Source organism: Marinobacter changyiensis (assembly GCF_009193265.1).
GTDB lineage: Bacteria > Pseudomonadota > Gammaproteobacteria > Pseudomonadales > Oleiphilaceae > Marinobacter > Marinobacter changyiensis.
Window position 1 is genome coordinate 108,285 of record NZ_VZZZ01000003.1, and the last position, 25,018, is coordinate 133,302.

A 25,018-nucleotide genomic window follows, 5' to 3' on the forward strand; every position below is an offset into this window, starting at 1 on the left:
AAGGCCAGCCATGAACGCACAGACCATTGATATTGAACAGTTGCAGGACGCCGCGGGCCAAGCCAGCAGTTTTCTGAGATCGATCGCTAACAGGGATCGGTTACTGCTGCTTTGCCAACTCAGCCAGAGCGAGTTAAGTGTGACCGCACTTGCTGCGTTAACCGGCATTCAACAACCGTCATTATCTCAGCAACTTGGTGTTTTGCGTCGGGAGGGTCTGATTGCGCCACGTAAGGACGGTAAGAATGTTTATTATCAGATTTCCGAGCCAAAGGTGCTGGTTATACTCCAGCAGCTTTATGATTTGTTCTGCCCAGAGGAAGGAAATCCAGAATGATTACAGTTGACTGGCAAGCATTTACCCCCTGGAGTGCCCTGACTGGGGGTGTTTTGATAGGTCTTGCAGCCGCCGGGTTGGTGCTGCTGAATGGGCGAATAGCGGGCATCAGTGGCATTCTTGGAGGTGTGCTGACCGGGCCCCGGTCAGATCGGACATGGCGTATCGCCTTTCTGGTCGGCATGCTTGTTGCGCCCCTGATTTCGTGGGCACTGTTCAGCTTGCCGGCGATCGAAATCAACGCCGGAATACCCATGATCATCGTTGCCGGATTACTGGTCGGACTTGGCACCCGATATGGCTCTGGTTGTACCAGCGGCCATGGCGTTTGCGGGCTATCCCGCGTATCGCCGCGCTCACTGGTAGCCACAATCGCGTTTATGACAGCAGGGTTTGTCACGGTTTACCTGCTTCGCCACGTGCTTGGAGGTTGATGCTATGGATACTAAAAAAGAGACCTTCGTGTCGTTCATCGTAGGACTGGTGTTCGGTTTTGGATTGTTGCTGTCAGGCATGGCTAATCCGGAGAAAGTGCTCGGCTTTCTCGACCTGGCGGGCGACTGGGACCCCTCCCTCGCGCTGGTGATGGCAGGAGCGATAGCCATAGGACTGGTAGCGTTCACCATCGCCGGTAAGCGCTCTTATACTTTGCTGGGAAAGGAAATGAACCTGCCTTCCGGCCAACACATCGACCGACGCCTTGTTGTTGGCAGCCTGACTTTTGGCGCTGGCTGGGGACTGGCTGGCTTCTGCCCGGGCCCGGCACTGGTGGCGGTGGGCGCAGGCGAGATCAAAGCAATAGTATTCGTGGTCGCTATGATCGCGGGTATGACAATCTTTGAATTCATTGAACGTGCCCGGAACCGGGCCTGAGGTCTATTTATGATGACGCCGACCGTTACCCACTTTTTCGACCAGGACACCAACACCTTCAGCTATGTGGTGCGAGACCCGACCACTCAGGCATGCGCCATAGTTGACTCTGTACTGGACTTTGATTACGCCGCTGGCAGGACCAGCACCCTGTCAGCCGATACCATAATCGAGTTCGTTCAGCAGCAGCGTTTGTCAGTAGAATGGATTCTCGAAACCCATGTTCATGCCGACCACCTGTCGGCTGCAGTCTACTTGCATGAAAAGCTGGGGGGACAGACCGGTATTGGTGCCAATATAAAACTGGTTCAGGACATCTTTGGTAAAGTGTTTAATGCGGGCACCGAGTTTGAGCGCGACGGTAGTCAGTTCGACATGCTTTTCGAGGATGGCAGTGAGCTGTTCATTGGTAACCTGCCGTGTCGTGTAATGCATACGCCCGGGCACACACCTGCCTGTTTGTCTTATGTTGTTGGCGATACTGTCTTTGTTGGTGATACCCTTTTCATGCCTGACTACGGTACCGCCCGTTGTGACTTTCCGGGGGGCGATGCCAGAACGCTGTATCAATCGATCCGCAAGTTGATGGCCTTACCACCGGAAACCCGGGTCTTTCTTTGTCATGATTACCAGGCTCCGGACAGAGCCTGGTTCCAGCATGAAACCACCATAGACGATCAGCGAAAACATAACGTCCACATTCACGACGGCATCAGTGAGGATGAATTTGTTAAGATGCGCACTGAACGAGATGCCACCCTTGGAATGCCCAGATTGATTATTCCTTCGGTGCAGGTGAACATGCGCGCTGGCCAATTGCCACCGCCGGAAGACAATGGGCATCGCTACCTCAAGGTTCCTTTGAACCTGTTCTGAGTTTTTATTCAATACCTTCATGCAAGCTACCGGAGACGCATTACAATGAACCTCAAGAAACTGGATGATAATCTTTCAGTGTCCCCCCAGCTGACGGTCGCGGATGTCGAAGAAGTTGCCAGCCTTGGCTTTAAAACCCTGGTGGCTAACCGTCCGGACGCTGAGGAGCCGGGCCAGCCTGCAATGGCGGACCTGGAAGCGGCCGCCCGCGAAAATGGTCTTGAGTGGGTATACCTGCCAGTCCAGTCCGGCAATATTCTCGACAGCGATGTGGACGATTTCACCCCCATACTGAAATCAGCACAAAAACCTATCCTTGCCTTTTGCCGGTCCGGCATGCGGTGTACGGTGCTTTGGGCGCTCAGCAACGCCCCCTTCATTCCCGCTGATCCTCTCATAAATCGGGCCCGTGAAGCGGGTTATGATCTCAGCCCACTCAGGCCACGCCTGATTCAGCAAGCATCCAAAGGCGCCTGATTGATGGGCCGGCGACTGCTGGACTATTTCCCTTGTATTGATTGGTTGCGTAGCTACAACCGAAACCTGCTGGCGAGTGATGCCTCCGCCGCCATCATCGTAACAATCCTGGTTATCCCTCAGTCCCTGGCGTTTGCCCTGCTTGCGGGCTTGCCCCCCGAAGCGGGCCTCTACGCAAGCATTTTACCGGCAATGGCCTACGCCATTTTCGGTACCGGCAACACCCTGGCCGTAGGCCCGGTTGCGTTGATCTCCCTGATGAGTGCGGCGGCCGTCGGTGATGTTGCCGAGGCTGGCACCGCGGGTTATGCCGTGGCCTCCGTAGCTCTGGCACTGGTTTCAGGCCTTATGCTGCTCATCATGGGGTTGCTTCGATTGGGTTTTCTCTCCAACTTTATCAGCCACCCGGTGATTTCCGGTTTCATAACAGCCTCCGGTTTGTTGATTGCTGCCAGCCAGCTGCGGCATATTTTCGGCATCGAGCTAGCTGGCGATAATCTCATTGAACTGGCGCAGTCCTTCTGGCTATCCACGGGTGCCGTTCACGGTCCGACCCTGCTGGTCGGCATGTTAGCGCTAGTCTTCCTTTATCTGGTGCGACACTACCTCGCCCTTGGGCTCTCCCGGCTGGGCATTGAGGCGCGAATTTCGGGCATGCTTGTGAGGTCAGGGCCCATCATTGCCGTGGTGGTTGCCACCAGTCTGGCGGCGATAATGAATCTGGACGACCTGGGGCTTTCGGTGGTCGGTGATGTACCCTCGGGCCTGCCGGCACTTGGTATGCCCGATGGACCACTCGCGTTATTTCAGGCGCTGTTGGTACCGGCATTCCTGATCAGCATCGTGACATTTGTTGAATCCGTGTCACTGGCCCATAAACTCGCTGCACGACGCAAGGAAAGGATCAGCCCGGATCAGGAGCTGCTCGGACTCGGAGCCGCCAATATCGCCTCTGCCCTGTCCGGTGGCTTTGCGGTTGCCGGCGGTTTCTCGCGATCAATTGTCAATTTTGACGCCGGTGCCCGCACGCCGGCAGCTGGTGCGCTAACGGCGGTCTGTATCGGGGTGGTGACGTTTTTCTTTACCTCATTGTTCTACTACCTGCCCCATGCCATTCTTGGTGCCACGGTCATTATTGCGGTGCTCACGCTGGTGGACGTCACAGTCATCCGACAGACCTGGATGTATTCAAAACATGATGGCGCCGCACTGATCAGCACTCTCGCCGTTACGCTATTGATCGGAGTGACCGCGGGTATTCTGACGGGCATTGCGCTCTCGCTGATACTCTACCTCTGGCGCACCAGTCGCCCTCACAGTGCACTGGTGGGACGAATCTATGGCAGTGAGCATTTTCGCAATATTCATCGCTACAAGACCGAGACCGATCCTCACCTGATGATTTTGCGGGTGGACGAAAGCCTTTATTTTGCTAATGCCCGGTATCTCGAAGATCGCATCTACACGCTGATTCTTGAGCAACCACAGTTAACGGATTTCGTCCTGATGTGCCCGGCCGTAAACTACATCGATGCCTCGGCACTCGAGAGCCTCGAAGCGATAAACGGGCGCCTCAGTGATGCCGGTATCCGGCTGCATTTATCGGAGGTCAAAGGGCCAGTGATGGACCGGTTGGACAAGAGCACCTTTCTGAAGGCGTTGACGGGCGAAGTTTTTCTGAGCACCTATCGGGCATGGTGCAAGTTACACAAAGCCGAAGAGGACAGTCCGGGGACGGAGGAAGTCGAGGTGCAGTCCTAGTGTCCCGTCTGGCTAATTATGCCGTATTGATCAGGCTGACTCATCCCGCTCCGCATCTGCTTCGTAAATGCTAACGCTTGAGCTTTGGGATTATTACAACCACTTTCAAAACGTTAGGTGATATCAGGATATGCAATATAAAGGTGAGAACGGTTTTCGTCACAATCAGGCCGAAAAACTCGGCATTCTGGTGACGAACCTGGGTACTCCGGACGCCCCCACAACGCCCGCGCTCAGGCGCTACCTTGGTGAGTTCCTGGCAGACCCCAGAGTGGTGGAAGTTCCAAGACTACTTTGGTGGCTGATCCTGCATGGCGTCATTCTGAGAATCCGGCCCTCCCGCTCGGCAAAGGCCTACCGGGAAGTCTGGGAACAGCAAGGATCACCTCTGCTTACTCACACCGCTAACCAGTGTGAGGAAATTCGCAAGAGCCTTCATGCCAAATATGGCCAGAATGTTGTTGTCGCGTTTGCCATGCGGTACGGGAACCCTTCGATAGTCAGCGTACTGGATGACCTGCAAAGCCAGGGCGTCCGTCAACTCCTTGTCCTGCCTTTGTACCCGCAATATTCCGGCTCTACTTCAGCGTCCACGTTTGACGCCATTGCCAGCGATTTTGTAAAGCGCCGCTGGCTGCCGGATTTTCGCTTTATCAGTCATTACCCGGACTATCCGCCTTACATTGAAGCTATGGCCCGCCATATTGAAGACTACTGGAGCAACAACGGACGGCATGAAAAGCTCATTCTTTCCTTCCATGGTGTGCCCCTGAAATACCTGATGCGCGGTGACCCCTACCATTGCGAATGTCACAAGACCTCACGCCTGTTGGCAGAGCGGCTGGGCCTGACCAAGGATCAGTACATGACTACTTTCCAGTCCCGTTTCGGTCGGGAGGAGTGGTTGCAGCCCTACACCGACAAAACTCTTCAGAGCCTGCCCGAGCAGGGTGTGGCTTCCATCGACGTGTTCTGCCCCGGCTTTTCGTCCGACTGCCTGGAAACCATCGAAGAAATCGACCAGGAAAACCGGGACTATTTCATGAAAGCAGGTGGCAAGGCATTCAGCTACATTCCCGCACTCAATGCGACCCCCGGTCATATAAAAGCACTGGTCTCGCTGATCGAGGACAACCTGCAGGGCTGGACAGTACCGGACAATAAACCCGAAGTCCTGGCGGCCCGTGCTGAGCGCGCAAAATCTCTGGGATCCGAGGTGTAGCCGCATAAGAGTCGACCTAATGGCCGGCACTGCCCGGCTATAAGGACGGCGAGTCAGTCTGAATAAATTGAGATGTTGAAGGCTGAATCTGGGAGATGGAGATAAAAGAACTTGAGGGGCAGTTCACAAAGGGTATTGATAGCACATTGAAAAATGGCGGTGGGTCAGGGATTCGAACCCCGGGACGGCTACTAACCGTCGGCGGTTTTCAAGACCGCTGCATTAAGCCACTCTGCCAACCCACCGTTTTGCTATTAATTTCCTAGCTTCTTACTACCTAACTGTCATCGCGACAGCGGTGTGAATGATACCGGATTAGGCCTATGTGTCAACGCCTTGACGGCTGGATTGCTTATTTCTCTTACTGAAGGATCTTTATTACTACTTTTCGGTCTTAAATGATTGAAAGTTCCACTTTCGACATTATTATGGGGGGAGAGAACTTTTTCCTCAGTGTTGCTATAACCGGAGATGAAGATGGTAGACAAACGATTCAATGTCCAGCAAGGCCAAGGTGCTTATTCAGGCCAGGTTTCGGCGGGCACCGGCATAAGCGCAGAGGCTACAAAAGTCCTGCGGAATACTTACTCCCTGTTGGCGATGACACTGTTGTTCAGTGCCGCGATGGCAGGTGTGTCCATGGCAATTGAAATGAGCCGCGGCGTCAGCTTGATGTGCATGCTCGGCGCGCTCGGCCTGGTTTGGCTGGTTCTACCCCGCACCGCTAACAGTTCAGCCGGCATCGCTGTTGTCTTTGCGTTCACCGGGTTGCTGGGCCTTGCACTCGGACCCACCCTCATGCACTACCTTGCGATGTCTAATGGCAGCCAGGTGGTAATGCAGGCCCTGGGCGGAACTGCAGTGGTCTTCCTCGCGCTGTCTGGCTACGTGCTCACTACCAAGAAAGACTTCAGCTTCATGCGCGGCATGCTGGTAGCAGGCCTTGTGGTGGTGATCGTCGGTATGGTCGGCGCGCTGGTCGCAAGCATGTTCGGCGTTGCTGTAAGTGCTTTCAGCCTGGCGCTGAGTGCCGCGGTAGTGCTGCTTATGTCAGGCTTTATCCTGTTTGACACCAGCCGCATTGTCAACGGTGGTGAAACCAACTACATCATGGCTACAACGGCCCTGTACCTGAACATCTACAACCTGTTCACGAGCTTGCTTCACCTGCTGGGTGCCTTTGGTGGCGACGACTGATCACGTCAGCTTCCACAAAAACCCCGGTACAGTGCCGGGGTTTTTTCGTTTCCGGGTTAAGATGCTTTTTACCTTGAGCCCTTCTACGCGATTTTTCTGACTTTGATTACTTATGACTCGATCACCAGCGCTATCCTACACATTGGTTATATCCGGTGCTCCCTACACCAGCCAGGCTCCGCAAAGCGCCCTCGCCTTCGCAAAAGCGCTAATTTCAGGTGGTCACAAGCTGGACAGAGTGTTTCTCTACGGTGACGGTGTCTATCTGGCATCAAGCCTTGTAACGCCTCCCAGCGATGAGGTGAACTGGACACAGCTCTGGAGCGAATTTCTGATGCAGACTCGTACACCGGCAGTCGCGTGTATTGCCTCCGCATTGCGCAGGGGCATTCTCGACAGTGCAGAACAGACCCGGTATGAACAGCCGGCCAGTAACATTGCCGAACCATTCGAGATGGCGGGCCTTGGAGACTGGGTTGAAGCGACAATGACATCGTCACGTATTCTCTACTTTCTGCCTACGGACTAGCGCCATGCATACACTCATCGTCATTGATCGCCTACCCTACGGCGATTGGCACGGGCGGGAAGCCCTCGACATGGCCTTTTCCCTGGCCGCTTTTGATCGGCCCGTGACACTCCTGTTCCGCGGCGCCGGTGTAAACTGGCTGCGCCCAGGCCAGTCTGCTGATCAGTTAAGCCAGAAGTCTGTCGAGCGGAACCTGTCGGCAGCCACCATTTTTGGCGTATCGGCGCTGCTGGCAGATAAAGCCGCCCTTCGCCAATACCGGTTATCGTCGGATCAGCTTTCCCAGTCCGCAAGCGAAACTGACCTCACCCCGGCGTTCTATAAACAGTTCGACGCTGTTGTAGTCCTCTAACTATTACGGAAGGCCGCCATGCCGACACTTCACATTATCAACAAGGCGCCGGACCACCCGCGTTTTCCGGCCTGCTTGAGGGCACTGGCAGAGGATGACACTCTGGTGCTGATAGAGAACGCCGTTATGGCGTTGGTTTTTGAATCTCTGCCATTGCCGCCCTGTTATGCATTACGCGCAGACGTCAACGCGCGTGCGTTATCGGAAAGTTCAGTAACGGGTGTCAAAATGATCGGCTACGCTGGCCTCGTAGTCTTAACGGAAACCCATCAGCGGGTTATGAATTGGTGATGGCAATGCCCGTACCACAGCGAAACAACGAAGGGTTTCTGGAGAATGCCGATGAATGGTCCCCGTCTGTCGCCATTAATATCGCGGCTGAAAGTGAAATTTTACTTACGGGAAAGCATTGGGAAATTATAGAGTTATTACGCCAATTTTATAAACAATATGAAATATCGCCACCGTCGAACCGGTTGTTTGTCAAAGCAGTGAAAGAACAGTTGGGCGAGATCAAGGGCAACAGCATTTATCTGATGCAGCTGTTTCCCGGTACACCGGCAAAAACCGCCTGCCGAATTGCTGGTTTACCCCGACCGACCAACTGCCTCTGAGGAAGGGGCCGCACCCACACCGACGAATACGACAGGAAATACCATGACCACAGACATTACCACCGCCCTGCCTGAGCCAAAGCCCGGTGAACATCCTTTCGCTCCCTATGTGCGCATTCTCGGTAAGGGCAAGCGGGGCTCCCGCTCGCTGAATCGTGCCGAAGCGCGCCATGCGATGTCGATGATTCTGGCGGGCGAAGCAGAGCCGGTTCAGGTAGGCGCTTTCCTGATGTTATTGCGGGTCAAGGAGGAGACACCGGATGAACTCGCCGGTTTTGTGGATGCGGTTCGATCCGGGGCCGGCGCACCTGCGGATTTGCGGACGGATATCGACTGGTCGTCTTACGCCGGAAAGCGGCGGCATGCACCCTGGTTTCTGTTCTCGTTACTTTTATTGGCCCAGCACGGCTTGAGAGTGTTTGTGCATGGCGCCGAAGGCCACACACCGGAGCGGCTTTATCTGACCGAAGTCATGAAATCCTTCGGCCTCAGCCCCGCTCAGAACTGGGCTGAGGTAGCCCAACAACTGGATCGCGAACACCTGAGCTACCTGCCATTGGCGGTGGTGGCCCCCAAACTGGCCGAAATGATCGATCTGCGACCGATCCTCGGGCTCCGCTCCCCGGTGCATTCGTTGTCACGGCTGATAAATCCGCTCAATGCGCCTCTCGTGCTGCAGGGTATCTTCCACCCACCCTATGCAGGACTTCATCAGGAAGCCGGACTGTTGCTGGGGTACAAACGGATCGCAGTCATACGGGGTGAAGGTGGCGAGATTGAGCGTAATCCGGATAATGTGTTGAAAGTGTTCCGTGCCCGCCAGCACAATGGCGACGGGATACTCGAAGAGGATAACTGGCCCGCGTTATTTGATCGCCGCCACGTTAAGCCGGAAACATTGAATGCAGAGCAAATGCTGGCGCTGTGGCAAGGACGTCAGGAAGACAGCTACGGGGAAGCCGCTATCCTGTCGACAGCGGCGCTGGCACTCTACGAGTCCGGGCAGGCCGGCAGCCAGGAGGCCGCTCTGACTCAGGCAAGAAACCTGTGGCAAGCCCGGGAACGGACCCGATTTGATTCAGCTCCGGTCGCCCGGGGTCTCTGAACCGGGTTTTCTCCCGGCTTCGTCGGTGTTGCGGCTTGCCTTGCTCCGGCGCTGGAGCTCTTCCGAACCACCGAGAAAACTGCTCAATCCGTTTTCCATCAGACCAGATCCGAACTTGAGAAACTGCTTGGTGGAATCTCGCATGGTGCTTTCGGGCAATTCTCGGAGTGTCTCTGAAACTCCGGTCTTGACGCCCCGGGTAACCCGGGGTTCGATGCCTTCGGCAATATCTGCAAGCTGTTTCACTTGGCGGTCCAGGTATGGTTTGACCACCCAGCGATAAAACCCGCCCAATACCAATAGGACAGTCAGACCGGTGACCGCGATCTGGATGAATATTTGCTGCCAGAATGCCATGATGAATCTCCTTATACCGACCAGAAAAGGAACAACCCGGACTGAATGGCGCCTGCGATACTCCCGAGTATACCGCCCACCAACATCAGTTTGATTTCTTCCTCCTTGAACGCCGGCCTCAGAATATCCTGGAACTCCACTGGCTCCAGGGATTTCATTTGCTCAGCCAGCACGCCTGCAACCACCGGCGCTCTTTCCCGGTTAAAGACAGGATCAGAAAACACTTCATGTGTTGCATATAATGCTTTGTTATTCATTGCTTTCTTTAGCTCAGTATAGCCTGACATACCGATAGTAACCTGGCTGCCAAGCTTCATCACCACCGAATTGTCCAGCAATGGCCTGAGGTGTTTCTGGATGATGGCGCGGGTCCGGTCACCGCGCTCCCCATGAATCATGGCGTCCGCCACTTTTTCCACGGTAATCAGTTCCTCTGCCACCAGCCGGCTCCAGACATCGCTGATTTCAGGCTGTCGCTTGAGAAACAGCCCCTGCACACGCCAGAAGAAAAACCGCCGCGGCTCAAGGGGGCGGAAGATCAGGTTTATGGCGAGCCAGTTGGTTGCAAAGCCGACAATAAAGCCCGCCACGGGCAACAGCCAGGGTTCCGGGTACCGCATCCAGAGGGGCAGAATCAGAGCTCCGAGCAAACCGCCGATCCACGCGCCCTTGTTGATGACAGACCGAAGCTCGACGCTGCCAGCCTCACTGAATATCCGGTTCATCAGATCGGGATGCTTCCTGAGCTCGCGGCTCAGCAATGCTTTCAGGTCGACCAGGTCTGAGAGATCGTCGCCGAAGTCCTCGACCAGAGACTCAATCCGCGACGGCAACTGTTCCCTCGCCCATTGATAGATTCGCTGCCTGAGGAAATTGGGCAGGTTGTCCCAGAGCACCGGCTGGATTTCATACATCACTTCATCAATGTATTCATCAAGGCGTGGATTAACCTGGGAGATAACCTGTTCAACAATGCGCTCGGGCTCAAGCTTCCGGTAAACTGCATTGAGATTGCCGAACTTGTCGAGGGTCCGGTCGATGCAGATATGCGCCATCTTTTCTGCCTTGCGGGGAATGACACCCTGCCAGCCCAGCCAGCCGCCAATACCAATGAAATGGACAGGGCGAAAAGACATCCGAATTGCGAGCCAGTTTGTAAACCAGCCCACGATCGCTGCCATCAAAGGCACTGACCATAGCGCAACGTCGACCAAAGCAAATCCTCAGTGCAGATCAGATAAATACGATACCCGAGCACCATAAAAAAACCAGCGCATTGCTACGCTGGCTCTTTTATCGCCGGAGTGATGACATCCGCACGACCGCTGACTACCAGGGATTACTGGTAATAGGCGTTTTCCTTGACGGTGTGATCCGTCACATCACGTACCGCTGTGATTTCCGGCACCCGTTCTTTCAACGTCGACTCAACACCTTGCTTCAGGGTCAGGCTCACTGCGCTGCAACCCTGGCATCCGCCACCAAAACGAAGTACCGCAACGGATTCATCCACCACTTCAACCAGCGACACTTCGCCTCCGTGGGATGCAAGGCCCGGGTTGATTTCCGATGCCAGTACGTAGTTGATGCGATCATTCAATGGCGCATCATCGTCGATTTTAGGTACCTTCGCATTCGGCGCTTTGATCGTCAGCTGGCCACCCATCTGGTCCTTGGAATAGTCCACATAGGCTTCTTCCAGAAACGGCACTGACGTATGATCGAGATAAAGGGTGAACTTTTCCAGATCAACCTGTTCATCCGTCGGCACGATCTCGTTCGCCGGGCAGTAAGCCAGACAGGTCTCGGCATGCTTGGTGCCCGGCTGGGTTACGAATATCCGTACACCCATGCCTTCCACGTCCTGCTTTTCGATAAGTTGCGCAAGGTAGTCCCGCGCAGAATCTGTCACTGTGACCAGGGCCATGTAATCCACCTGTTAGAAAGTTCAACATCTATTTTAAGTGACTTCGCTGAAACTTGAAAGACCCAGTAAAATAGTCAGCCTTTATGACCGCCTGAAACCTCAGCAATTGAAGCCGCGACTTGATCCAGCTTATGATCAACCGGGACGCAATCGCGCATTTTTGCTATCATTCTGCGTCTTAACGACACTATCTGAATTCCGGAACCAGCCTTTATGAACAACCGTGAATCCCGTCTCACTGAATTGAGACAAGCACTGGAAAACCGTATTCTCATCCTTGATGGCGGCATGGGCACCATGATCCAGAATCTGAAACTGGATGAAGCTGGGTTCCGGGGCGAGCGGTTCGCCGATTATGACCGTGATGTTCAGGGCAACAACGACCTTCTGAACCTCACTCAGCCTGCCCTGCTACGCAATATCCATGCGGATTATATGGCAGCCGGCGCGGACATCATTGAAACCAACACCTTCAACTCGACCCAGGTTTCCCAGGCGGATTATGGCCTTGAGTCCATCGCCAAAGAACTGAACGTCGCCGCCTCACAGCTGGCCCGTAAAATTGCCGATGAATACACCGCAAAGAATCCGGCGAAGCCGCGCTTTGTGGCGGGTGCAGTAGGACCAACGTCCCGAACGGCTTCGATTTCACCGGATGTAAACAATCCCGGATTCCGGAATGTCGACTTCCAGACTCTGGTAGACAATTATTACGAAGCTGTGTCCGGCCTGGTCGAGGGCGGTTGTGATCTGATCCTGATCGAAACCATTTTCGACACACTGAATGCCAAGGCGGCGATATACGCCACTCAACAGTACTTTGAAGACAGCGGCACAGAGCTGCCCATCATGATATCCGGCACCATTACCGATGCGTCTGGCCGCACCCTCTCTGGCCAGACCACGGAAGCCTTCTGGAATTCTATTGCGCACGCCAAGCCCATTTCTGCCGGGCTTAACTGTGCCCTGGGCGCTGACGCCTTGCGGCCTTATGTTGAAGAGCTCTCCAACAAAGCTGAAACCTACGTCAGCGCACATCCCAACGCGGGTCTGCCGAACGAGTTCGGCGAGTATGACCAGACGCCCGAAGAAATGGCGGACATTATTGAAGGCTTCGCCCGCGATGGCTTCCTGAACATAATCGGGGGCTGCTGTGGCTCACGGCCTGATCACATCGAAGCCATTGCCCGGGTGGTGTCAAAATACCCTCCCCGCAAAATTCCCGAACGGCCCAAGCGCATGCGCCTGTCCGGGCTTGAGCCGTTCACAGCGGATGAAAACACCCTGTTCATCAACGTGGGTGAACGAACCAACGTTACCGGTTCCAAACGCTTTCTCCGGCTGATCAAGGAAGAGCAATACGAAGAGGCTCTCAGCGTTGCCCGGGACCAGGTCGAGAACGGTGCGCAGATTATCGATATCAACATGGACGAAGGCATGCTGGACTCCAAAGACGTCATGGTGACGTTTTTGAAGCTGGTGGCCTCCGAGCCTGACATTTCCCGCGTGCCCCTCATGGTGGACTCCTCCAAATGGGATGTCATCGAAGCGGGCCTTCGTTGCATTCAGGGCAAGGCGGTGGTGAACTCCATCAGTCTCAAAGAAGGTGAAGACGAGTTCGTTGCCCGCGCAAGAACCTGCATGCGCTATGGCGCTGCTGTCGTGGTCATGGCCTTTGATGAGCAAGGACAAGCCGACACTTACGAGCGCAAGACCGAAATCTGCAAACGCTCCTATGACACCCTGCTCGGTATCGGCTTCAATCCTGCCGATATAATTTTCGACCCCAATATATTTGCCATTGCGACCGGTATTGAAGAGCACAACAATTACGCCGTCGATTTCATCAATGCGTGTCGATGGATTCGCAAGAACCTGCCTTATGCGTCGATTTCCGGGGGTGTCAGCAACGTCTCATTTTCTTTCCGTGGCAACGATGCCGTGCGTGAAGCCATTCACTCGGTATTCCTTTATCACGCCATCAAGGCCGGTCTGAATATGGGGATCGTAAACCCCGGCCAACTGGTTATTTATGATGAGATCGAACCCGAACTGAAAGCGCTGGTAGAAGATGTTGTGCTGAACCGCCGGGCTGATGGAACCGACCGGTTGCTGGAAATCGCCGAGCGCTTCAAGAATAAAGGCGGCAAGACCCAGGAAGAAGACCTGGCCTGGCGTGAGTGGCCGGTTGAGAAACGGGTCGAACACGCACTCGTCAAAGGCATTACCAGCCATATCATTGAAGACACCGAAGCCTGCCGCCAGCGTGCCGAACGCCCGATTCACGTTATCGAAGGCCCTCTTATGGATGGCATGAACGTGGTTGGCGACCTGTTTGGTGACGGCAAGATGTTTCTGCCGCAGGTGGTGAAAAGTGCGCGGGTCATGAAACAGGCTGTTGCCCACCTTATTCCCTACATCGAAGCCGAGAAGTCAGCAGACCAGCGAGCCAAAGGCAAGATCCTGATGGCAACGGTGAAAGGCGACGTCCATGACATCGGCAAGAACATCGTCGGCGTGGTACTCCAGTGCAATAACTATGAGGTCATCGACCTGGGTGTCATGGTGCCCTGTGACAAAATTCTGGCCGCCGCCGTTGAGCACAATGTTGACATCATCGGCCTCAGTGGCCTGATCACACCCTCACTGGATGAAATGGTTCACGTAGCACGGGAAATGCAGCGTCTCGATTTCCAGATTCCGCTGATGATTGGCGGTGCGACCACGTCCAAGGCCCACACTGCGGTCAAGATCGAGCCACAGTACAAAAATGACATAGCGCTTTATGTTTCCGATGCGTCTCGCTGCGTGAATGTGGCCTCACAGTTACTCAGCAAGACAGCAAAACCCGGTTTGGTTGACGCCGCCCGAGCTGAATACGATGACGTCCGCGAGAGGCGTAAGAACCGCGGGGATCGGGTGAAGCTGGTTTCGCTGAAAGAAGCGCGGGAGCGGGCACCGGAGATCGATTTCGAAGGGTTTACGCCGGTCAAGCCCACCTTCACCGGCATCCGGAGCTTTGACAATTACGATCTGGCAGAGCTGGTGAGATACATCGACTGGTCACCGTTCTTCATCGCGTGGGATATGTCGGGCAAGTATCCAGCCATTTTCGATGACCCGAAGCGCGGTGAAGCGGCCAAATCCCTGTTTGATGATGCCCAGCAGATACTCATGCGGATAGTTGAGGAAAAGCGCCTGACGGCTCGCGGCGTCATCGGGTTCTGGCCCGCCAACCGTCGCGGCGATGATGTGGTGGTCTATACGGATGAGTCCCGAACCGAAGAGCTCATTACCCTTCATCACCTTCGCCAGCAGGACGAAAAAGCGCCGGGCAAGCGGATGATGGCACTGTCGGACTACCTGTTACCAGAGACCGCAGATCAGTGTGACTACATCGGCGGGTTTGCGGTGACGACCGGTATCGGTGCCGAAGAAATGGTGCGCGAATTCAAGGAAGCCAACGACGACTACAACGCCATTATGGTGCAGGCGCTGGCAGACCGACTGGCTGAGGCATTTGCGGAACGGCTCCACGAGCGGGTCAGAAAAGAATTATGGGGTTATGACCCCGACGAAGCCCTGGAACGTGACGATCTGATTCGCGAACGCTACAAAGGCATCAGGCCCGCGCCGGGCTACCCTGCCTGTCCGGACCATGTGGAGAAAGAAGCCCTCTTTGAATTGCTGCAGGCCCCTGAAAACGCGGGCATAGAGTTGACTGAGCACTTCGCGATGTTCCCGGCCGCAGCGGTGTCCGGCTGGTATTTTGCCCACCCGGAAGCCAAGTATTTCGCGGTTGGCCGAATCGGCAAGGATCAGGTGCAGGACTACGCCACGCGCAAAAACATGAGTCTGGCAGACGCAGAACGATGGCTCGCGCCAAGCCTTGCCTATGATCCCGCGGAATAGCGCAATGATAACCAGGAAAATGGATTGGGAAGCACTATGACAGGTGATGAAGAACAGCGTAAAAAGAAAGGCCCCGGGCTTTTGAAGGTCTTCCAGAGCGTGCTCGCGGGCGCGCTGGGGGTGCAGTCAAGCAAGCGCCATGAAGAAGACTTCGAAAGCCAGAGTCCATGGCCTTATATCGTGGTGGGAATTCTATTCACGGCGGGGTTTGTAGGGACACTGATACTGATCGTACGCTGGGTGTTGTCCGGGTAACACCGGCTGCCGGTCTGACCGACCCGGCAACTGGCTTCTGATTCTCGATTGCTCTTTCTCGATTACTGGCCGGCGACCCAGAATACCGCCAGTGACACCGCCAGTATGATGAGCACGATTGCTGCGACGGCGTCGACCTGACTGTCACTCAGTGTGCTTTTACTCATGTTCTATCCTCGTTGTTGTTTGGAACTTATCGCCAGAGCCATTCGCTCTCTAAAACACGTATAGCCTATTCAGATTCGGCAAAAACGTCTACAGGCTTTTAGCACTATCTGTTATTAGCATATCTTTAAATAATCATTTTAAGCATAAACCGAAACTGGTATCTTTTTTACCATCGCGCGGTACGTGCGCTCAACACTTGTCAGGTTGCACGTTCAGCGCCACAGACAGCTTATCGCAGCCGTGACTGAAAAATATAGTCGTCAACACTCTTCGATTTCTACTGACCAGGATTTTGCTCTATGTACGTTTACGACGAATACGATCGGCAGATACTCGCCGAACGCGTCGCACAATTCCGCCACCAAACTGCCCGCGCCCTTGCAGGCGATCTGGCAGAAGAGGAATTTCTGCCACTGCGTTTGCAAAATGGCCTTTACGTGCAACGCCTGGCACCGATGCTACGGATCTGTGTGCCTTATGGCATGCTCCGGTCGGAGCAACTGCGCCGTCTGGCAAAGGTCAGCCGGGATTATGACAAGGGCTACGCGCACTTCACGACCCGTCAGAATGTCCAGCTTAACTGGCCGGCCCTCGAGGATGTACCGGATATTCTGGCGGAACTGGCCGAAGTCGAGATGCACGCCAACCAAACCAGTGGCAACTGTATCCGCAACACCACCACGGACCAGTTCGCCGGTGCTCAGTCCGATGAGATAGTTGACCCACGCCCGTATTGCGAAATTATTCGTCAATGGTCTACCTACCACCCGGAATTTGCCTTCCTGCCACGCAAATTCAAGGTTGCTGTTAACGCTTCCGAGCATACGGATCGGGCTGCGGTGCAGGTTCACGATATTGGTCTCGAGACCGTCCGTAACGATGCCGGAGACCTTGGCTTTAAAGTTTACGTGGGCGGCGGCCTTGGGCGAACGCCCATGGTCGGGCCGGTGATACGGGAATATCTGCCCGAACTGGACCTGCTGACTTACCTGGAAGCCATTCTGCGGGTGTATAACCGTTACGGTCGACGGGATAACAAGTACAAAGCCCGCATCAAGATACTGGTAAAAGCGCTGACACCGGAAGGCTTTGCTGACAAAGTTGAAGACGAGTGGTCCCATATCAAAGACTCTCCTTCCAGACTGACCCATGAAGCCATTGCCCGGATTCAGGCCTATTTCACGGAGCCAGGTTATGCCGCTCTGGAAGATAATCCGGAAGCTCTGGTCCAGGCACGAGCCGAATCGAAAGCCTTCGACAAATGGGTGACTCGTAACGTCGATGCCCATAAGAAGCCAGGGTACGCCATCGTCACACTGACCATGAAGAAAACCGGCACCCCTCCTGGTGATGTCAGCGATCGCCAGCTTGAACAGATTGCGGATGTTGCCGATCGCTACAGCTTTGGTGAAGCGCGGGTCACTCATCAGCAGAACGCGGTGCTGGCCGATGTGCGTCAGGATGAATTGTACGATCTCTGGCAAGCCATCAAGCCCATGGGTTTTGCCACCGCCAACCTCAATACTCTGACAGATATCATCTGCTGCCCCGGTGGCGATTATTGCGCCCTGGCGAACGCGAAATCGATTCCGATTGCAGAGTCCATTCAGCGCAAATTCGATAATCTGGATTACGTGTACGACCTCGGCAATATTGACCTCAACATTTCAGGCTGCATGAATGCCTGTGGACATCACCATGTCGGTCATATCGGAGTGCTGGGTGTCGATAAAAAAGGGGAAGAATTCTACCAGATCAGTCTTGGCGGTTCGGCCCAGCGTGATGCTGCCATTGGCAAACTGCTTGGCCCCTCATTTGCCAGTGAGCACATGCCGGAAGTGATCGAGAAGATCATCAACGTTTATGTGGAAAACCGGACTGAAGAGGAAGCCTTCCTCGACACCTATCGCCGCATCGGAATTGTGCCGTTCAAGGAGCGTGTTTATGCCTGACATTATAACTTCGGACGGCCAGATCAAAGCGGATGACTGGACGGTGGTACCCCGTCCTGAAGAGGGCGAGGTATTGACACTGCCAGAGGGTCGGGTCTTGATTCCAGCGGATATGTGGCTGGCAAACCGGGCGCAATACCCGAACAAAGAAACTGTGGGTGTCTGGCTGGAAAGCCACGATGAGCCCGGAATGCTGGCAGACGCCGTTGACGAACTGTCGATTATCGCTGTCAACTTTCCCAAATTCACTGACGGCAGAGGCTATAGTTCGGCGCGGTTGCTGAGGGAGCGCTTTGGCTACGAGGGCGAATTGCGGGCGATAGGCGATGTACTGCTGGACCAGCTTCAGTTCATGAAACGTTGCGGGTTCGACAGCTATGCACTGCGTGCGGATAAAGACATCGAGCTTGCCGCTCACTGTCTGAACTTTTTCAGTCAGGCCTACCAGGCAGCGACAGATACCGAGGAACCACTGTTTCGTCGTAGAGCTCTGTAATTCGTTCCGGGCAGGATGTGCAGAAGCGTCATCCTGCCCGAAATCTCCGCTCGTTATTTGCCGTGATCGAGTACAATCTTACCGGCCGAAGAGCTACTCAGGAACGCCTTCAGCGCTTCATCCAACTCCGCCTTGCCAATATCACGAGCGTTGTTCTCGGCGTGCTTACAGGCCCAGGGACCGCTCAACTTATCCCAAACGGCTTGCTTCTCCGCCAATGGAATTTCAACTGAATCAACACCCAGCAGATTAACGCCCCGCAGTATGAACGGTAGCACAGTGGTTTGTAGCTGCGTGCCGGCCACCAGGCCACAACAGGAAACCGAGCCCCCCGGCTGAATGTACTTGAGCAGCTCCGCCAGTGGATCGCCACCCACAGTATCTATCGCGCCGGCATAGGCAGGCTTGGCCATTGGTTTTTTATTCTCTGCCAACACATCCCGCCCGACCACTTCTGCTGCACCCAGGGCTTTCAATGACTTGGCATGGTCTGCTTTGCCGCTGATCGCCACAACCTCATAGCCCAACTTTGACAGCAGCTCGGTAGCGATGCTGCCGACGGCGCCACTGGCACCGGTAACCGCTATCCGGCCCTGCTCTGGCTTGACATCCATTTTCAACAGCTTGGCCACGCAAAGCCCGGCGGTAAGACCGGCCGTGCCGTACACCATGGCCGTTCTGGCGTCCCAGGAACGAGGCATTGGAATACACCATCTGGCCGGAACCCGAATGTATTCGCCGAAGCCACCGGGGGTATTCATACCGAGATCGTAGCCGGTAACGATGACAGCCTGGCCGGCGGCCAGGTCGGCTACCGTAGAGGCAACAATTTCACCCGCCGCATCGATACCCGGGGTGTGAGGAAAAGTCCGCGTTACACCCTTATTTCCGGACGCTGACAGCGCATCCTTGTAATTGAGAGAGGAGTGGCTGACTTTGATCAGCACTTCGTTTTCGGGCAGATCGTCAGTATTGCAGGTTTCGACAGCGCCGACATAGGCACCGTCTTTTTCGTGGACTCGCCATGCTTTGTATTCTATTGAGCTGGTCATCGTCTCACCTTTGCTTTAGTTGATTGTTCCAGAGCTATTGGCGCTGGCTCACTGCAAAAGATGTCTATTGCATCTTCTGGTTTCGGAACGCGCTGAGTAAACGCAGAACCGTGTTCTCCATTGCCACTGTTGCGGCTAGTCCGAGTTTTTCAGGCAGCGTGCGTTTGCGGCGATACCCTACCGACACTACCTCCGCTCGCTCGCAGGCCTCAATGAGATATTCGTCGGAGGTCTTGATTTCATCAACCAGTTTCACTTCCAACGCTCGGCGACCAAACCAGATATCACCATTGGCGACTTCAGCGATATCCAGGCTCGGTCTCCGTTCACTGACATAATCCTTGAACAATCCGTGTGTATCCTCGAGGTCTTCAAGAAACTTCTGCCGGCCTTTTTCTGTGTTCTCGCCAAAAATGGTCAGGGTCCGTTTGTGCTCACCCGCGGTCAGCACTTCGAAGTCGACCTTATTGTCTTTGAGTAACCGGTGGAAGTTTGGCAACTGCGCAACCACACCGATAGATCCCAGGATGGCAAATGGTGAGGCAATGATACGGTCCGCCACACAAGCCATCATGTACCCGCCACTGGCAGCCACTTTATCGACACACGCCGTCAGCGCAATGCCTTTGCTTCTGATCCTGTCCAGTTGAGCTGAAGCGAGGCCGTAGGAGTGCACCAGCCCACCGCCGCTTTCCAATCGCACAACCACTTCATCCTTGCCGACATCAGCAACGCTGAGTACCGCCGTGATGGATTTTCGAAGAGAATCCGTATCACTGGCTTTAATGTCGCCATCAAAATCCAGCACAAAAACCCGCGGGCGAGCAGTCTCATCAAGCTCAGCGCCGCTTGCTTTGGCTTTTTTCTTCTCGGCTTTGGCTTCCGCTTTGTGCTTCTTCTTCTGTTGCTTCTGCCAGAGTTTGCGTTCCTGCTCACCCATCATCCTGGCCTGGATTGATTCCTTCAGCTGACGATACTTGTCGTTAAGTCTGCGGACTTGAAGTTCGCCGTCACTGTCGTCGCCCCCTTTGTCCTTGTGCATGGCTGACACTATGGTTGCCACGACAATTAATAACGCGACAACCAATGTTACCGTTTTGGCCAGAAACAGCCCGTACTCTGTGAAAAATTCCAAGTCGCATCTCCAGCATGGATACTTTAAAGGTCGCTTGATTGTAACCGAGCAAAAGCAGGGTACAAGACTTTGCCCGTTGAAAGGCGCCGGGAGTCCGAAATAACCACCTCACAAAATTAAAACAAGCGTTCGATCAAGCTTGACACCGCCTGGCCCTCCCCCTACAGTCAGATCGGTTAGCCAAGCGCATGAAACACAATACAAAGGGTAAAATAATGTCTGCAGCTCAGGTATTTGAAAAGCTCGAACATAACTTCAACGCGGATGCCGCCAAAGGTCTTGATCTGGTGTTCCAGTTTGACATTGAAGACGATACCAATCATCACCTGATCATCCATGATGGCACCTGTCAGCTGGTTGAAGGTGACCATGCGGATCCGTCAGTCACTCTGATCATGAACTCAGAAACCCTGAAAGGCATTGTTTCCGGCGAGACTGATGGTATGCAGGCCTTTATGGCGGGTCAGCTACGTGCCGAAGGCGACATGATGCTGGCAACCAAGCTGGGTGAACTGTTTACACTGAGTTGATCCGAACTGTGGAAAAAGCCTCTGAGTCGTTCGACCAGAGGCTTTTTTTGTTTCAGAGGCCAACATCATCGAGGGAGGACTCAGCCAACTTGAGCAGGTCCATGTTGCGATCGTCCCGGGTACCGATGCTTTCTATGTAGTATTCAAACGAGGTCAACGCATCGGCGAGGGCTTCGAGAACCGACACTGAAGGCGGCTCACGTTCGTCGAGAAGCTTTTCCTGTATGCATACAGCAACGCGCTGGAGCACATTGGCAGCATCCGGGTCATCAAGCATCACGAACCCTCCCCAGATGCTGTGTAATGTTGCCGGCAGATTAGCCAGGTGCATTTTGTCGTAGTCGGACTCTATGAAAGCCGTAATGGCCCGCTTTGCGAGAATCAGCGCTCCACGAGCTTCGTCTGCGACAACGATCATGGCCTCCCGGCGATACGGTGACTGTTCGCGATCAGACACTTTGACGCCCGCCAATGCATCGGTTTCACTGGTAATGCCGCGGGTTACCATTTGCATGGCGGCTTCTTCAATGCTCAGAACCGCATCCGCGAGCACATAGAGCTCATCACTCGAGGGCAAACGCTTTTCAGCTTCCCATAAGCGCAACTTGCCGGCCTGATTTTTTGCCAGTCCGGACAATTGCTTCAGATCCAGCATCAACAGGGTATTGGAAAGGCTCTCAAGCGATGCCGCAATCGTTGACAACTCGGCGATGTCCGGCTCAATTCCCCGTTCCACAATATCCAGCTTGTCCTTGAGTTGGTTCAATTCCTCCTGAAGGGCATCCGACAAGGATTTGAGAACATCAGCACCGGGTCCGTATAGACGCTTGCGGTGCGTTTCCATCATGACTTCAGGATATTCGGAAGGTGCCAATTGATAGGCTTCGAGAATCTCCGCTACTTCAGGGTTGGCCGACCCGCTACGGAATAAAAGATAGATAAGATCCTTGAAGAGGGAATCCGGGGCATCTTTGGCCGTTGCCACTTTGCCCACATAAACGATTTCGCGCGTGTACTTTTCAACACGCATCAGCATGCGCTTACGGGCCTTTCCAAAAGCCATGTCGCGGTCGAGCATGGTGTCGGCGACTACCGCAAGCAAACACCACATCTGACCCATGGACGCCCCGTTACAGAGCCGGGCAAATCCCCGGGCTGCACGCCCGATCAGCTTTTTATTAACGGCTTCATTGCGTTCCCTCAACACACCCAGCAGACCAATCTGGAACATCAAACGCATTCGCTGGGCGTAAACCTCGTAACCGGCTTCGTCGCCTTCAACCGGTGTGATCGCCAAACTGAAACCGAAATTTGCGCGGTGTTTAACGTCGACATCGAAAAAGCAAGATTCAGGATAGGGCTTTTCTTTACGCGCTTCTCGCAAGTCATTAATAATGGGAAGCAGTAGTTCCGGATGGTCTGCCCGTTGCTGATGATAATATTCGACATATCGACGAAGGATAAAAAGAGCACTGCTTAAAGTAGTGAGCAGGATGTTCTTATCATCATTAGCACCGACCGGCACATCGTTGGCCATAGCCACTGCTTCCTGGCACAACAGGATTCCGCCTCGCAGTTCCACCAGAATGAAGATTCCCCGTAACTGGTTCAGATAGTCGACACAGTTCTGAAGGTCTTCCCCGCTCTCCCTGTTTTCCTGAAAACGCCCGAGACAGGCTTCTGCCTGTCTGATCGTTTGTTCTATTTCCGCCTTGACCAGATCAAACGACTGCGATTTCGTCGCTATTGACGATTGAACCATAAATTGACACTTCCCGTTTTCAACGTGCAGAGAGCCGCAGCTAAAATTTCCGAACTAACCATTACTTATAACACAAAACTCAAGTAGCTCAAGAAACTCTAAATGTAACAAAACGTACGTCTGCACAGGTTCATAACCGGTAGGTTTACTGCTCGACAGATTGTCCTTTTTGCTCAATCTCGCGCCAGAGAACCTGGCCGCTGGACGACTCGATCGTATCCAGCATTCTGGTATGCGCGGCCATTTCTTCCTGGCGCGCCCTCACCACCCGCAAAGGCTTGCGATCGGCCGCAAGCCGCCGAACGGCTTCCACGCCACTGGCGTTATCGCTACCGGCATCCAACGAGAGCGCGGTCTGGCCGCCGGTCATCAGCAGATAAACATCCGCCAGAATTTCCGCGTCCAGCAATGCACCGTGGAGCTCACGATTGCTGTTATCAACGCCATAGCGCTTACACAGGGCATCCAGATTGTTTTTCTGCCCCGGATGTTTGGCGCGCGCAAGCGCCAGAGTATCAACGACACCGCAGAATTCCCGGGTCACCCGCTTGTTTCTCAGCCTCGCAAATTCCGCATCCATGAAACCGATGTCGAAAGCCGCGTTGTGTATAACCAGTTCGGCACCGTCAATAAACTGAAAAAATTCCTCGGCAACATCGCGGAAGAGCGGTTTATCAGCCAGGGCATCATTGGTAATACCATGGACTGCAATCGCCTCGGCCTCAATGTCCCGCTCGGGATTAACATAGACATGGTAATGACGTCCGGTGAGTTGACGTTCGACGAGCTCTACACAGCCTATTTCAATTATGCGGTGGCCCTGGGCCGGGTCGATACCGGTGGTTTCGGTATCCAGTACAATCTGTCTCATAGTGTTTCCTGTTTAGTTGGCAGCCAGCAATTCCTCAACACCCCGATTCGCCAAATCATCCGCAAGTTCGTTGTCGGGAACACCCGCGTGCCCTTTAACCCAGTGCCAGTTGATTTTGTGACGACCAACTTCTTCATCCAGCGCGCGCCACAGATCATCATTTTTAACCGGTTTTCTCGCCGAGGTTTTCCAGCCATTTTTCTTCCAGTTCGTCATCCATTCAGTGATGCCCTTCCGGACATACTGGGAGTCAGTAAAGAGCTCGACAGCGCAATCCCTGTTGAGCGCTTTCAAACCCTGGATGGCCGCCATCAACTCCATCCGGTTATTGGTGGTATTGCTCTCCCCCCCGTGCAGGGTTTTGAGCACTCCCCGATACCGTAATACCACGCCCCAGCCACCGGGCCCCGGGTTACCCTTGCAGGCACCGTCGGTATACACCACAACACTTTCAGCCATGTCCACTCCCATGAGTTTTATCTGAGCGCTGGTAACCCCGGGAAATTCCGAGGTTGCCCGTCGCTGGCAAAGCAATCACATTCTTTTGGTGCCAGGCCGGCTTGCGGGCAATGGGTGCGCAAACCCGCTTGGTGGCAAGGATACAGTAATAGGCGCCGATCTGAATAAAACGGCAAGCTCCCGTGCGCTCAATAAGTGTGGGGCCTTCTATGGTTCCCGCAGACTGGACCGGCAAACGAAAAAAATGACTTCGGGCCTCATCGACCTGAAAATCCAACAAACTCAGCCAGTCCTCCATACGCCGGCGAAACAGGAACCTGCCGCCCCAGGGGCCATTGGTATGGCGGAACAAAAGCTTGCGGAGCCCCCAGATGCTAACCGGATTGAAACCGATAATCAGCATCTGCCCGCCCCCCCTCAATACTCGGGACCCTTCTCTGATGACCTGGTGAGGATAGGCAGAAAAGTCTGCGCTGTGATGCAGAATGACGAGATTCATCGAATTTGAAGGGAACGGCAATTCGTCAGCGTCGCAAACGGCAACACCGTCCGGCAGATCGTTTTCCCACCGTGGTGTTGTCAGAATGTGCTGACCAAAGTCGCTGTTAGTGGCAACCGGCAACCGGTGACTGATGCCCACGTGCAGCTGCCTGGCACCGGTCATCTGTGCCACCTGCTGATCTATACACTGTCTCTGATCCGCCAGCAGCGCACGCCCCAAGGGCGACTGAAACCAGTTTTCAAACTGCTGGTGGCGTTCTGCGTAGTTCACCCCGTTGCTTTCTTTCATTATTGATTC

27 protein-coding genes and 1 tRNA gene are annotated in these 25,018 nt (G+C 54.3%); 18 read left to right on the forward strand and 10 right to left on the reverse strand.

The genetic code is table 11. The annotated features are described in order from the left end of the window. Positions 1–10 precede the first annotated feature (10 nt). The 7 genes from F6Y09_RS09270 (at position 11) to hemH (ending at position 5,546) form a co-directional block, all read left to right on the forward strand. The gene (locus F6Y09_RS09270; protein WP_152206657.1) at positions 11–337 is read left to right on the forward strand and encodes an ArsR/SmtB family transcription factor; all 327 of its coding nucleotides are present in this window, start codon (positions 11–13) and stop codon (positions 335–337) included. After that, positions 334–771 carry a YeeE/YedE family protein gene (locus F6Y09_RS09275; RefSeq protein WP_152206658.1) on the forward strand — a complete coding sequence of 146 codons (438 nt, stop codon included), beginning with the start codon at positions 334–336 and terminating at the stop codon, positions 769–771. The genes F6Y09_RS09270 and F6Y09_RS09275 overlap by 4 nt, the downstream gene beginning before the upstream one ends. A gap of 4 nt (positions 772–775) precedes the next feature. After that, positions 776–1,210, forward strand: coding sequence for a YeeE/YedE family protein (locus F6Y09_RS09280; RefSeq protein ID WP_152206659.1), 435 nt, complete (start codon positions 776–778; stop codon positions 1,208–1,210). A gap of 9 nt (positions 1,211–1,219) precedes the next feature. Beyond that, positions 1,220–2,086, forward strand: coding sequence for an MBL fold metallo-hydrolase (locus F6Y09_RS09285; RefSeq protein WP_152206660.1), 867 nt, complete (start codon positions 1,220–1,222; stop codon positions 2,084–2,086). A 45-nt stretch (positions 2,087–2,131) separates the two neighbouring features. Next, the gene (locus F6Y09_RS09290) at positions 2,132–2,563 is read left to right on the forward strand and encodes a protein tyrosine phosphatase family protein (protein ID WP_152206661.1); all 432 of its coding nucleotides are present in this window, start codon (positions 2,132–2,134) and stop codon (positions 2,561–2,563) included. Positions 2,564–2,566: 3 nt separating this feature from the next. Beyond that, positions 2,567–4,324: a SulP family inorganic anion transporter gene (locus tag F6Y09_RS09295; protein ID WP_152206662.1), complete on the forward strand. Its 1,758-nt coding sequence runs from the start codon at positions 2,567–2,569 to the stop codon at positions 4,322–4,324. 130 nt (positions 4,325–4,454) lie between these two features. After that, on the forward strand, positions 4,455–5,546 hold the full coding sequence (hemH, locus tag F6Y09_RS09300) for a ferrochelatase (RefSeq protein WP_152206663.1): 1,092 nt from the start codon (positions 4,455–4,457) through the stop codon (positions 5,544–5,546). 154 nt (positions 5,547–5,700) lie between these two features. Here hemH and F6Y09_RS09305 read toward each other — a convergent pair. After that, positions 5,701–5,791 (reverse strand) — tRNA-Ser (locus F6Y09_RS09305). A 232-nt stretch (positions 5,792–6,023) separates the two neighbouring features. Between F6Y09_RS09305 and F6Y09_RS09310 the strand changes: the two genes are divergently transcribed. From F6Y09_RS09310 to F6Y09_RS09335, 6 genes are all read left to right on the forward strand, one after another. Beyond that, positions 6,024–6,743, forward strand: coding sequence for a Bax inhibitor-1/YccA family protein (locus tag F6Y09_RS09310; RefSeq protein ID WP_152206664.1), 720 nt, complete (start codon positions 6,024–6,026; stop codon positions 6,741–6,743). A gap of 112 nt (positions 6,744–6,855) precedes the next feature. Next, positions 6,856–7,272: a sulfurtransferase complex subunit TusD gene (gene tusD, locus F6Y09_RS09315; protein ID WP_152206665.1), complete on the forward strand. Its 417-nt coding sequence runs from the start codon at positions 6,856–6,858 to the stop codon at positions 7,270–7,272. Positions 7,273–7,276: 4 nt separating this feature from the next. Then, the gene (locus F6Y09_RS09320; RefSeq protein ID WP_152206666.1) at positions 7,277–7,624 is read left to right on the forward strand and encodes a DsrE family protein; all 348 of its coding nucleotides are present in this window, start codon (positions 7,277–7,279) and stop codon (positions 7,622–7,624) included. 18 nt (positions 7,625–7,642) lie between these two features. Then, positions 7,643–7,915, forward strand: coding sequence for a sulfurtransferase complex subunit TusB (tusB, locus tag F6Y09_RS09325; RefSeq protein WP_152206667.1), 273 nt, complete (start codon positions 7,643–7,645; stop codon positions 7,913–7,915). Between the two features lie 5 nt (positions 7,916–7,920). Beyond that, positions 7,921–8,238, forward strand: coding sequence for a TusE/DsrC/DsvC family sulfur relay protein (locus F6Y09_RS09330; RefSeq protein WP_179959403.1), 318 nt, complete (start codon positions 7,921–7,923; stop codon positions 8,236–8,238). A gap of 43 nt (positions 8,239–8,281) precedes the next feature. Further along, positions 8,282–9,343, forward strand: coding sequence for a glycosyl transferase family protein (locus F6Y09_RS09335; RefSeq protein ID WP_179959386.1), 1,062 nt, complete (start codon positions 8,282–8,284; stop codon positions 9,341–9,343). Here F6Y09_RS09335 and F6Y09_RS09340 read toward each other — a convergent pair. The 3 genes from F6Y09_RS09340 to nfuA form a co-directional block, all read right to left on the reverse strand. Beyond that, positions 9,317–9,700 (reverse strand): hypothetical protein, encoded by a 384-nt coding sequence (locus F6Y09_RS09340; protein ID WP_152206669.1) that lies wholly within the window; start codon positions 9,698–9,700, stop codon positions 9,317–9,319. The two genes, F6Y09_RS09335 and F6Y09_RS09340, sit on opposite strands and share 27 nt — an antisense overlap. Positions 9,701–9,711: 11 nt before the next feature. Next, the gene (locus F6Y09_RS09345) at positions 9,712–10,836 is read right to left on the reverse strand and encodes a DUF445 domain-containing protein (RefSeq protein WP_246180440.1); all 1,125 of its coding nucleotides are present in this window, start codon (positions 10,834–10,836) and stop codon (positions 9,712–9,714) included. 203 nt (positions 10,837–11,039) lie between these two features. Continuing rightward, positions 11,040–11,627 carry a Fe-S biogenesis protein NfuA gene (nfuA, locus tag F6Y09_RS09350; protein ID WP_152206670.1) on the reverse strand — a complete coding sequence of 196 codons (588 nt, stop codon included), beginning with the start codon at positions 11,625–11,627 and terminating at the stop codon, positions 11,040–11,042. Positions 11,628–11,840: 213 nt separating this feature from the next. Here nfuA and metH point away from each other — a divergent pair, with 213 nt between their 5' ends. The 4 genes from metH to F6Y09_RS09370 all read left to right on the forward strand — a co-directional run bounded on the left by metH (position 11,841) and on the right by F6Y09_RS09370 (position 18,410). Then, positions 11,841–15,539: a methionine synthase gene (metH, locus tag F6Y09_RS09355; RefSeq protein ID WP_152206671.1), complete on the forward strand. Its 3,699-nt coding sequence runs from the start codon at positions 11,841–11,843 to the stop codon at positions 15,537–15,539. Between the two features lie 36 nt (positions 15,540–15,575). After that, the gene (locus F6Y09_RS09360; RefSeq protein WP_152206672.1) at positions 15,576–15,794 is read left to right on the forward strand and encodes a DUF2970 domain-containing protein; all 219 of its coding nucleotides are present in this window, start codon (positions 15,576–15,578) and stop codon (positions 15,792–15,794) included. A gap of 467 nt (positions 15,795–16,261) precedes the next feature. Next, a complete protein-coding gene (locus F6Y09_RS09365) occupies positions 16,262–17,914 on the forward strand; it encodes a nitrite/sulfite reductase (protein WP_152206673.1) in 1,653 nt (550 codons plus the stop codon). Next, the gene (locus tag F6Y09_RS09370) at positions 17,907–18,410 is read left to right on the forward strand and encodes a DUF934 domain-containing protein (RefSeq protein WP_152206674.1); all 504 of its coding nucleotides are present in this window, start codon (positions 17,907–17,909) and stop codon (positions 18,408–18,410) included. The genes F6Y09_RS09365 and F6Y09_RS09370 overlap by 8 nt, the downstream gene beginning before the upstream one ends. 53 nt (positions 18,411–18,463) lie before the next feature. Here F6Y09_RS09370 and F6Y09_RS09375 read toward each other — a convergent pair whose 3' ends face one another. Together F6Y09_RS09375 and sohB are read right to left on the reverse strand one after the other, a co-directional pair. After that, positions 18,464–19,462, reverse strand: a complete 999-nt coding sequence (locus F6Y09_RS09375; RefSeq protein WP_152206675.1) for a YhdH/YhfP family quinone oxidoreductase — start codon at positions 19,460–19,462, stop codon at positions 18,464–18,466. A 64-nt stretch (positions 19,463–19,526) separates the two neighbouring features. Beyond that, the gene (sohB, locus tag F6Y09_RS09380; RefSeq protein WP_152206676.1) at positions 19,527–20,597 is read right to left on the reverse strand and encodes a protease SohB; all 1,071 of its coding nucleotides are present in this window, start codon (positions 20,595–20,597) and stop codon (positions 19,527–19,529) included. 215 nt (positions 20,598–20,812) lie between these two features. Here sohB and F6Y09_RS09385 point away from each other — a divergent pair, with 215 nt between their 5' ends. Continuing rightward, a complete protein-coding gene (locus F6Y09_RS09385; protein ID WP_152206677.1) occupies positions 20,813–21,127 on the forward strand; it encodes an SCP2 sterol-binding domain-containing protein in 315 nt (104 codons plus the stop codon). A gap of 52 nt (positions 21,128–21,179) precedes the next feature. On the opposite strand, the gene F6Y09_RS09390 is transcribed toward F6Y09_RS09385, so the two are convergent. The 4 genes from F6Y09_RS09390 to F6Y09_RS09405 all read right to left on the reverse strand — a co-directional run bounded on the left by F6Y09_RS09390 (position 21,180) and on the right by F6Y09_RS09405 (position 25,009). Next, positions 21,180–22,889, reverse strand: coding sequence for a FimL-related protein (locus tag F6Y09_RS09390; protein ID WP_152206678.1), 1,710 nt, complete (start codon positions 22,887–22,889; stop codon positions 21,180–21,182). A gap of 145 nt (positions 22,890–23,034) precedes the next feature. After that, positions 23,035–23,760 (reverse strand): DNA polymerase III subunit epsilon, encoded by a 726-nt coding sequence (dnaQ, locus tag F6Y09_RS09395; protein WP_152206679.1) that lies wholly within the window; start codon positions 23,758–23,760, stop codon positions 23,035–23,037. Between the two features lie 12 nt (positions 23,761–23,772). Further along, positions 23,773–24,219: a ribonuclease HI gene (rnhA, locus tag F6Y09_RS09400; protein WP_152206680.1), complete on the reverse strand. Its 447-nt coding sequence runs from the start codon at positions 24,217–24,219 to the stop codon at positions 23,773–23,775. Further along, entirely contained in the window at positions 24,212–25,009 is a 798-nt protein-coding gene (locus tag F6Y09_RS09405; RefSeq protein WP_152206681.1) for a class I SAM-dependent methyltransferase, read from the reverse strand. Before F6Y09_RS09405 ends, rnhA begins: the two co-directional genes overlap by 8 nt. Between the last annotated feature and the right edge of the window lie 9 nt (positions 25,010–25,018).

Bases quoted from the DNA above. Each gene is read 5' to 3' on its own strand.
- F6Y09_RS09405 (WP_152206681.1), bottom strand. From the start codon at position 25,009: ATGAAAGAAAGCAACGGGGTGAACTACGCAGAACGCCACCAGCAGTTT.
- tusD (WP_152206665.1), top strand. From the start codon at position 6,856: ATGACTCGATCACCAGCGCTATCCTACACATTGGTTATATCCGGTGCT.
- tusB (WP_152206667.1), top strand. From the start codon at position 7,643: ATGCCGACACTTCACATTATCAACAAGGCGCCGGACCACCCGCGTTTT.
- F6Y09_RS09370 (WP_152206674.1), top strand. From the start codon at position 17,907: ATGCCTGACATTATAACTTCGGACGGCCAGATCAAAGCGGATGACTGG.
- F6Y09_RS09330 (WP_179959403.1), top strand. From the start codon at position 7,921: ATGCCCGTACCACAGCGAAACAACGAAGGGTTTCTGGAGAATGCCGAT.
- F6Y09_RS09335 (WP_179959386.1), top strand. From the start codon at position 8,282: ATGACCACAGACATTACCACCGCCCTGCCTGAGCCAAAGCCCGGTGAA.
- F6Y09_RS09390 (WP_152206678.1), bottom strand. From the start codon at position 22,889: ATGGTTCAATCGTCAATAGCGACGAAATCGCAGTCGTTTGATCTGGTC.
- F6Y09_RS09345 (WP_246180440.1), bottom strand. From the start codon at position 10,836: ATGTCTTTTCGCCCTGTCCATTTCATTGGTATTGGCGGCTGGCTGGGC.
- F6Y09_RS09340 (WP_152206669.1), bottom strand. From the start codon at position 9,700: ATGGCATTCTGGCAGCAAATATTCATCCAGATCGCGGTCACCGGTCTG.
- rnhA (WP_152206680.1), bottom strand. From the start codon at position 24,219: ATGGCTGAAAGTGTTGTGGTGTATACCGACGGTGCCTGCAAGGGTAAC.
- F6Y09_RS09290 (WP_152206661.1), top strand. From the start codon at position 2,132: ATGAACCTCAAGAAACTGGATGATAATCTTTCAGTGTCCCCCCAGCTG.
- F6Y09_RS09280 (WP_152206659.1), top strand. From the start codon at position 776: ATGGATACTAAAAAAGAGACCTTCGTGTCGTTCATCGTAGGACTGGTG.
- F6Y09_RS09365 (WP_152206673.1), top strand. From the start codon at position 16,262: ATGTACGTTTACGACGAATACGATCGGCAGATACTCGCCGAACGCGTC.
- dnaQ (WP_152206679.1), bottom strand. From the start codon at position 23,760: ATGAGACAGATTGTACTGGATACCGAAACCACCGGTATCGACCCGGCC.
- metH (WP_152206671.1), top strand. From the start codon at position 11,841: ATGAACAACCGTGAATCCCGTCTCACTGAATTGAGACAAGCACTGGAA.
- F6Y09_RS09320 (WP_152206666.1), top strand. From the start codon at position 7,277: ATGCATACACTCATCGTCATTGATCGCCTACCCTACGGCGATTGGCAC.
- F6Y09_RS09385 (WP_152206677.1), top strand. From the start codon at position 20,813: ATGTCTGCAGCTCAGGTATTTGAAAAGCTCGAACATAACTTCAACGCG.
- nfuA (WP_152206670.1), bottom strand. From the start codon at position 11,627: ATGGCCCTGGTCACAGTGACAGATTCTGCGCGGGACTACCTTGCGCAA.
- hemH (WP_152206663.1), top strand. From the start codon at position 4,455: ATGCAATATAAAGGTGAGAACGGTTTTCGTCACAATCAGGCCGAAAAA.
- F6Y09_RS09270 (WP_152206657.1), top strand. From the start codon at position 11: ATGAACGCACAGACCATTGATATTGAACAGTTGCAGGACGCCGCGGGC.
- F6Y09_RS09310 (WP_152206664.1), top strand. From the start codon at position 6,024: ATGGTAGACAAACGATTCAATGTCCAGCAAGGCCAAGGTGCTTATTCA.
- F6Y09_RS09285 (WP_152206660.1), top strand. From the start codon at position 1,220: ATGATGACGCCGACCGTTACCCACTTTTTCGACCAGGACACCAACACC.
- F6Y09_RS09275 (WP_152206658.1), top strand. From the start codon at position 334: ATGATTACAGTTGACTGGCAAGCATTTACCCCCTGGAGTGCCCTGACT.
- F6Y09_RS09375 (WP_152206675.1), bottom strand. From the start codon at position 19,462: ATGACCAGCTCAATAGAATACAAAGCATGGCGAGTCCACGAAAAAGAC.
- F6Y09_RS09360 (WP_152206672.1), top strand. From the start codon at position 15,576: ATGACAGGTGATGAAGAACAGCGTAAAAAGAAAGGCCCCGGGCTTTTG.
- F6Y09_RS09295 (WP_152206662.1), top strand. From the start codon at position 2,567: ATGGGCCGGCGACTGCTGGACTATTTCCCTTGTATTGATTGGTTGCGT.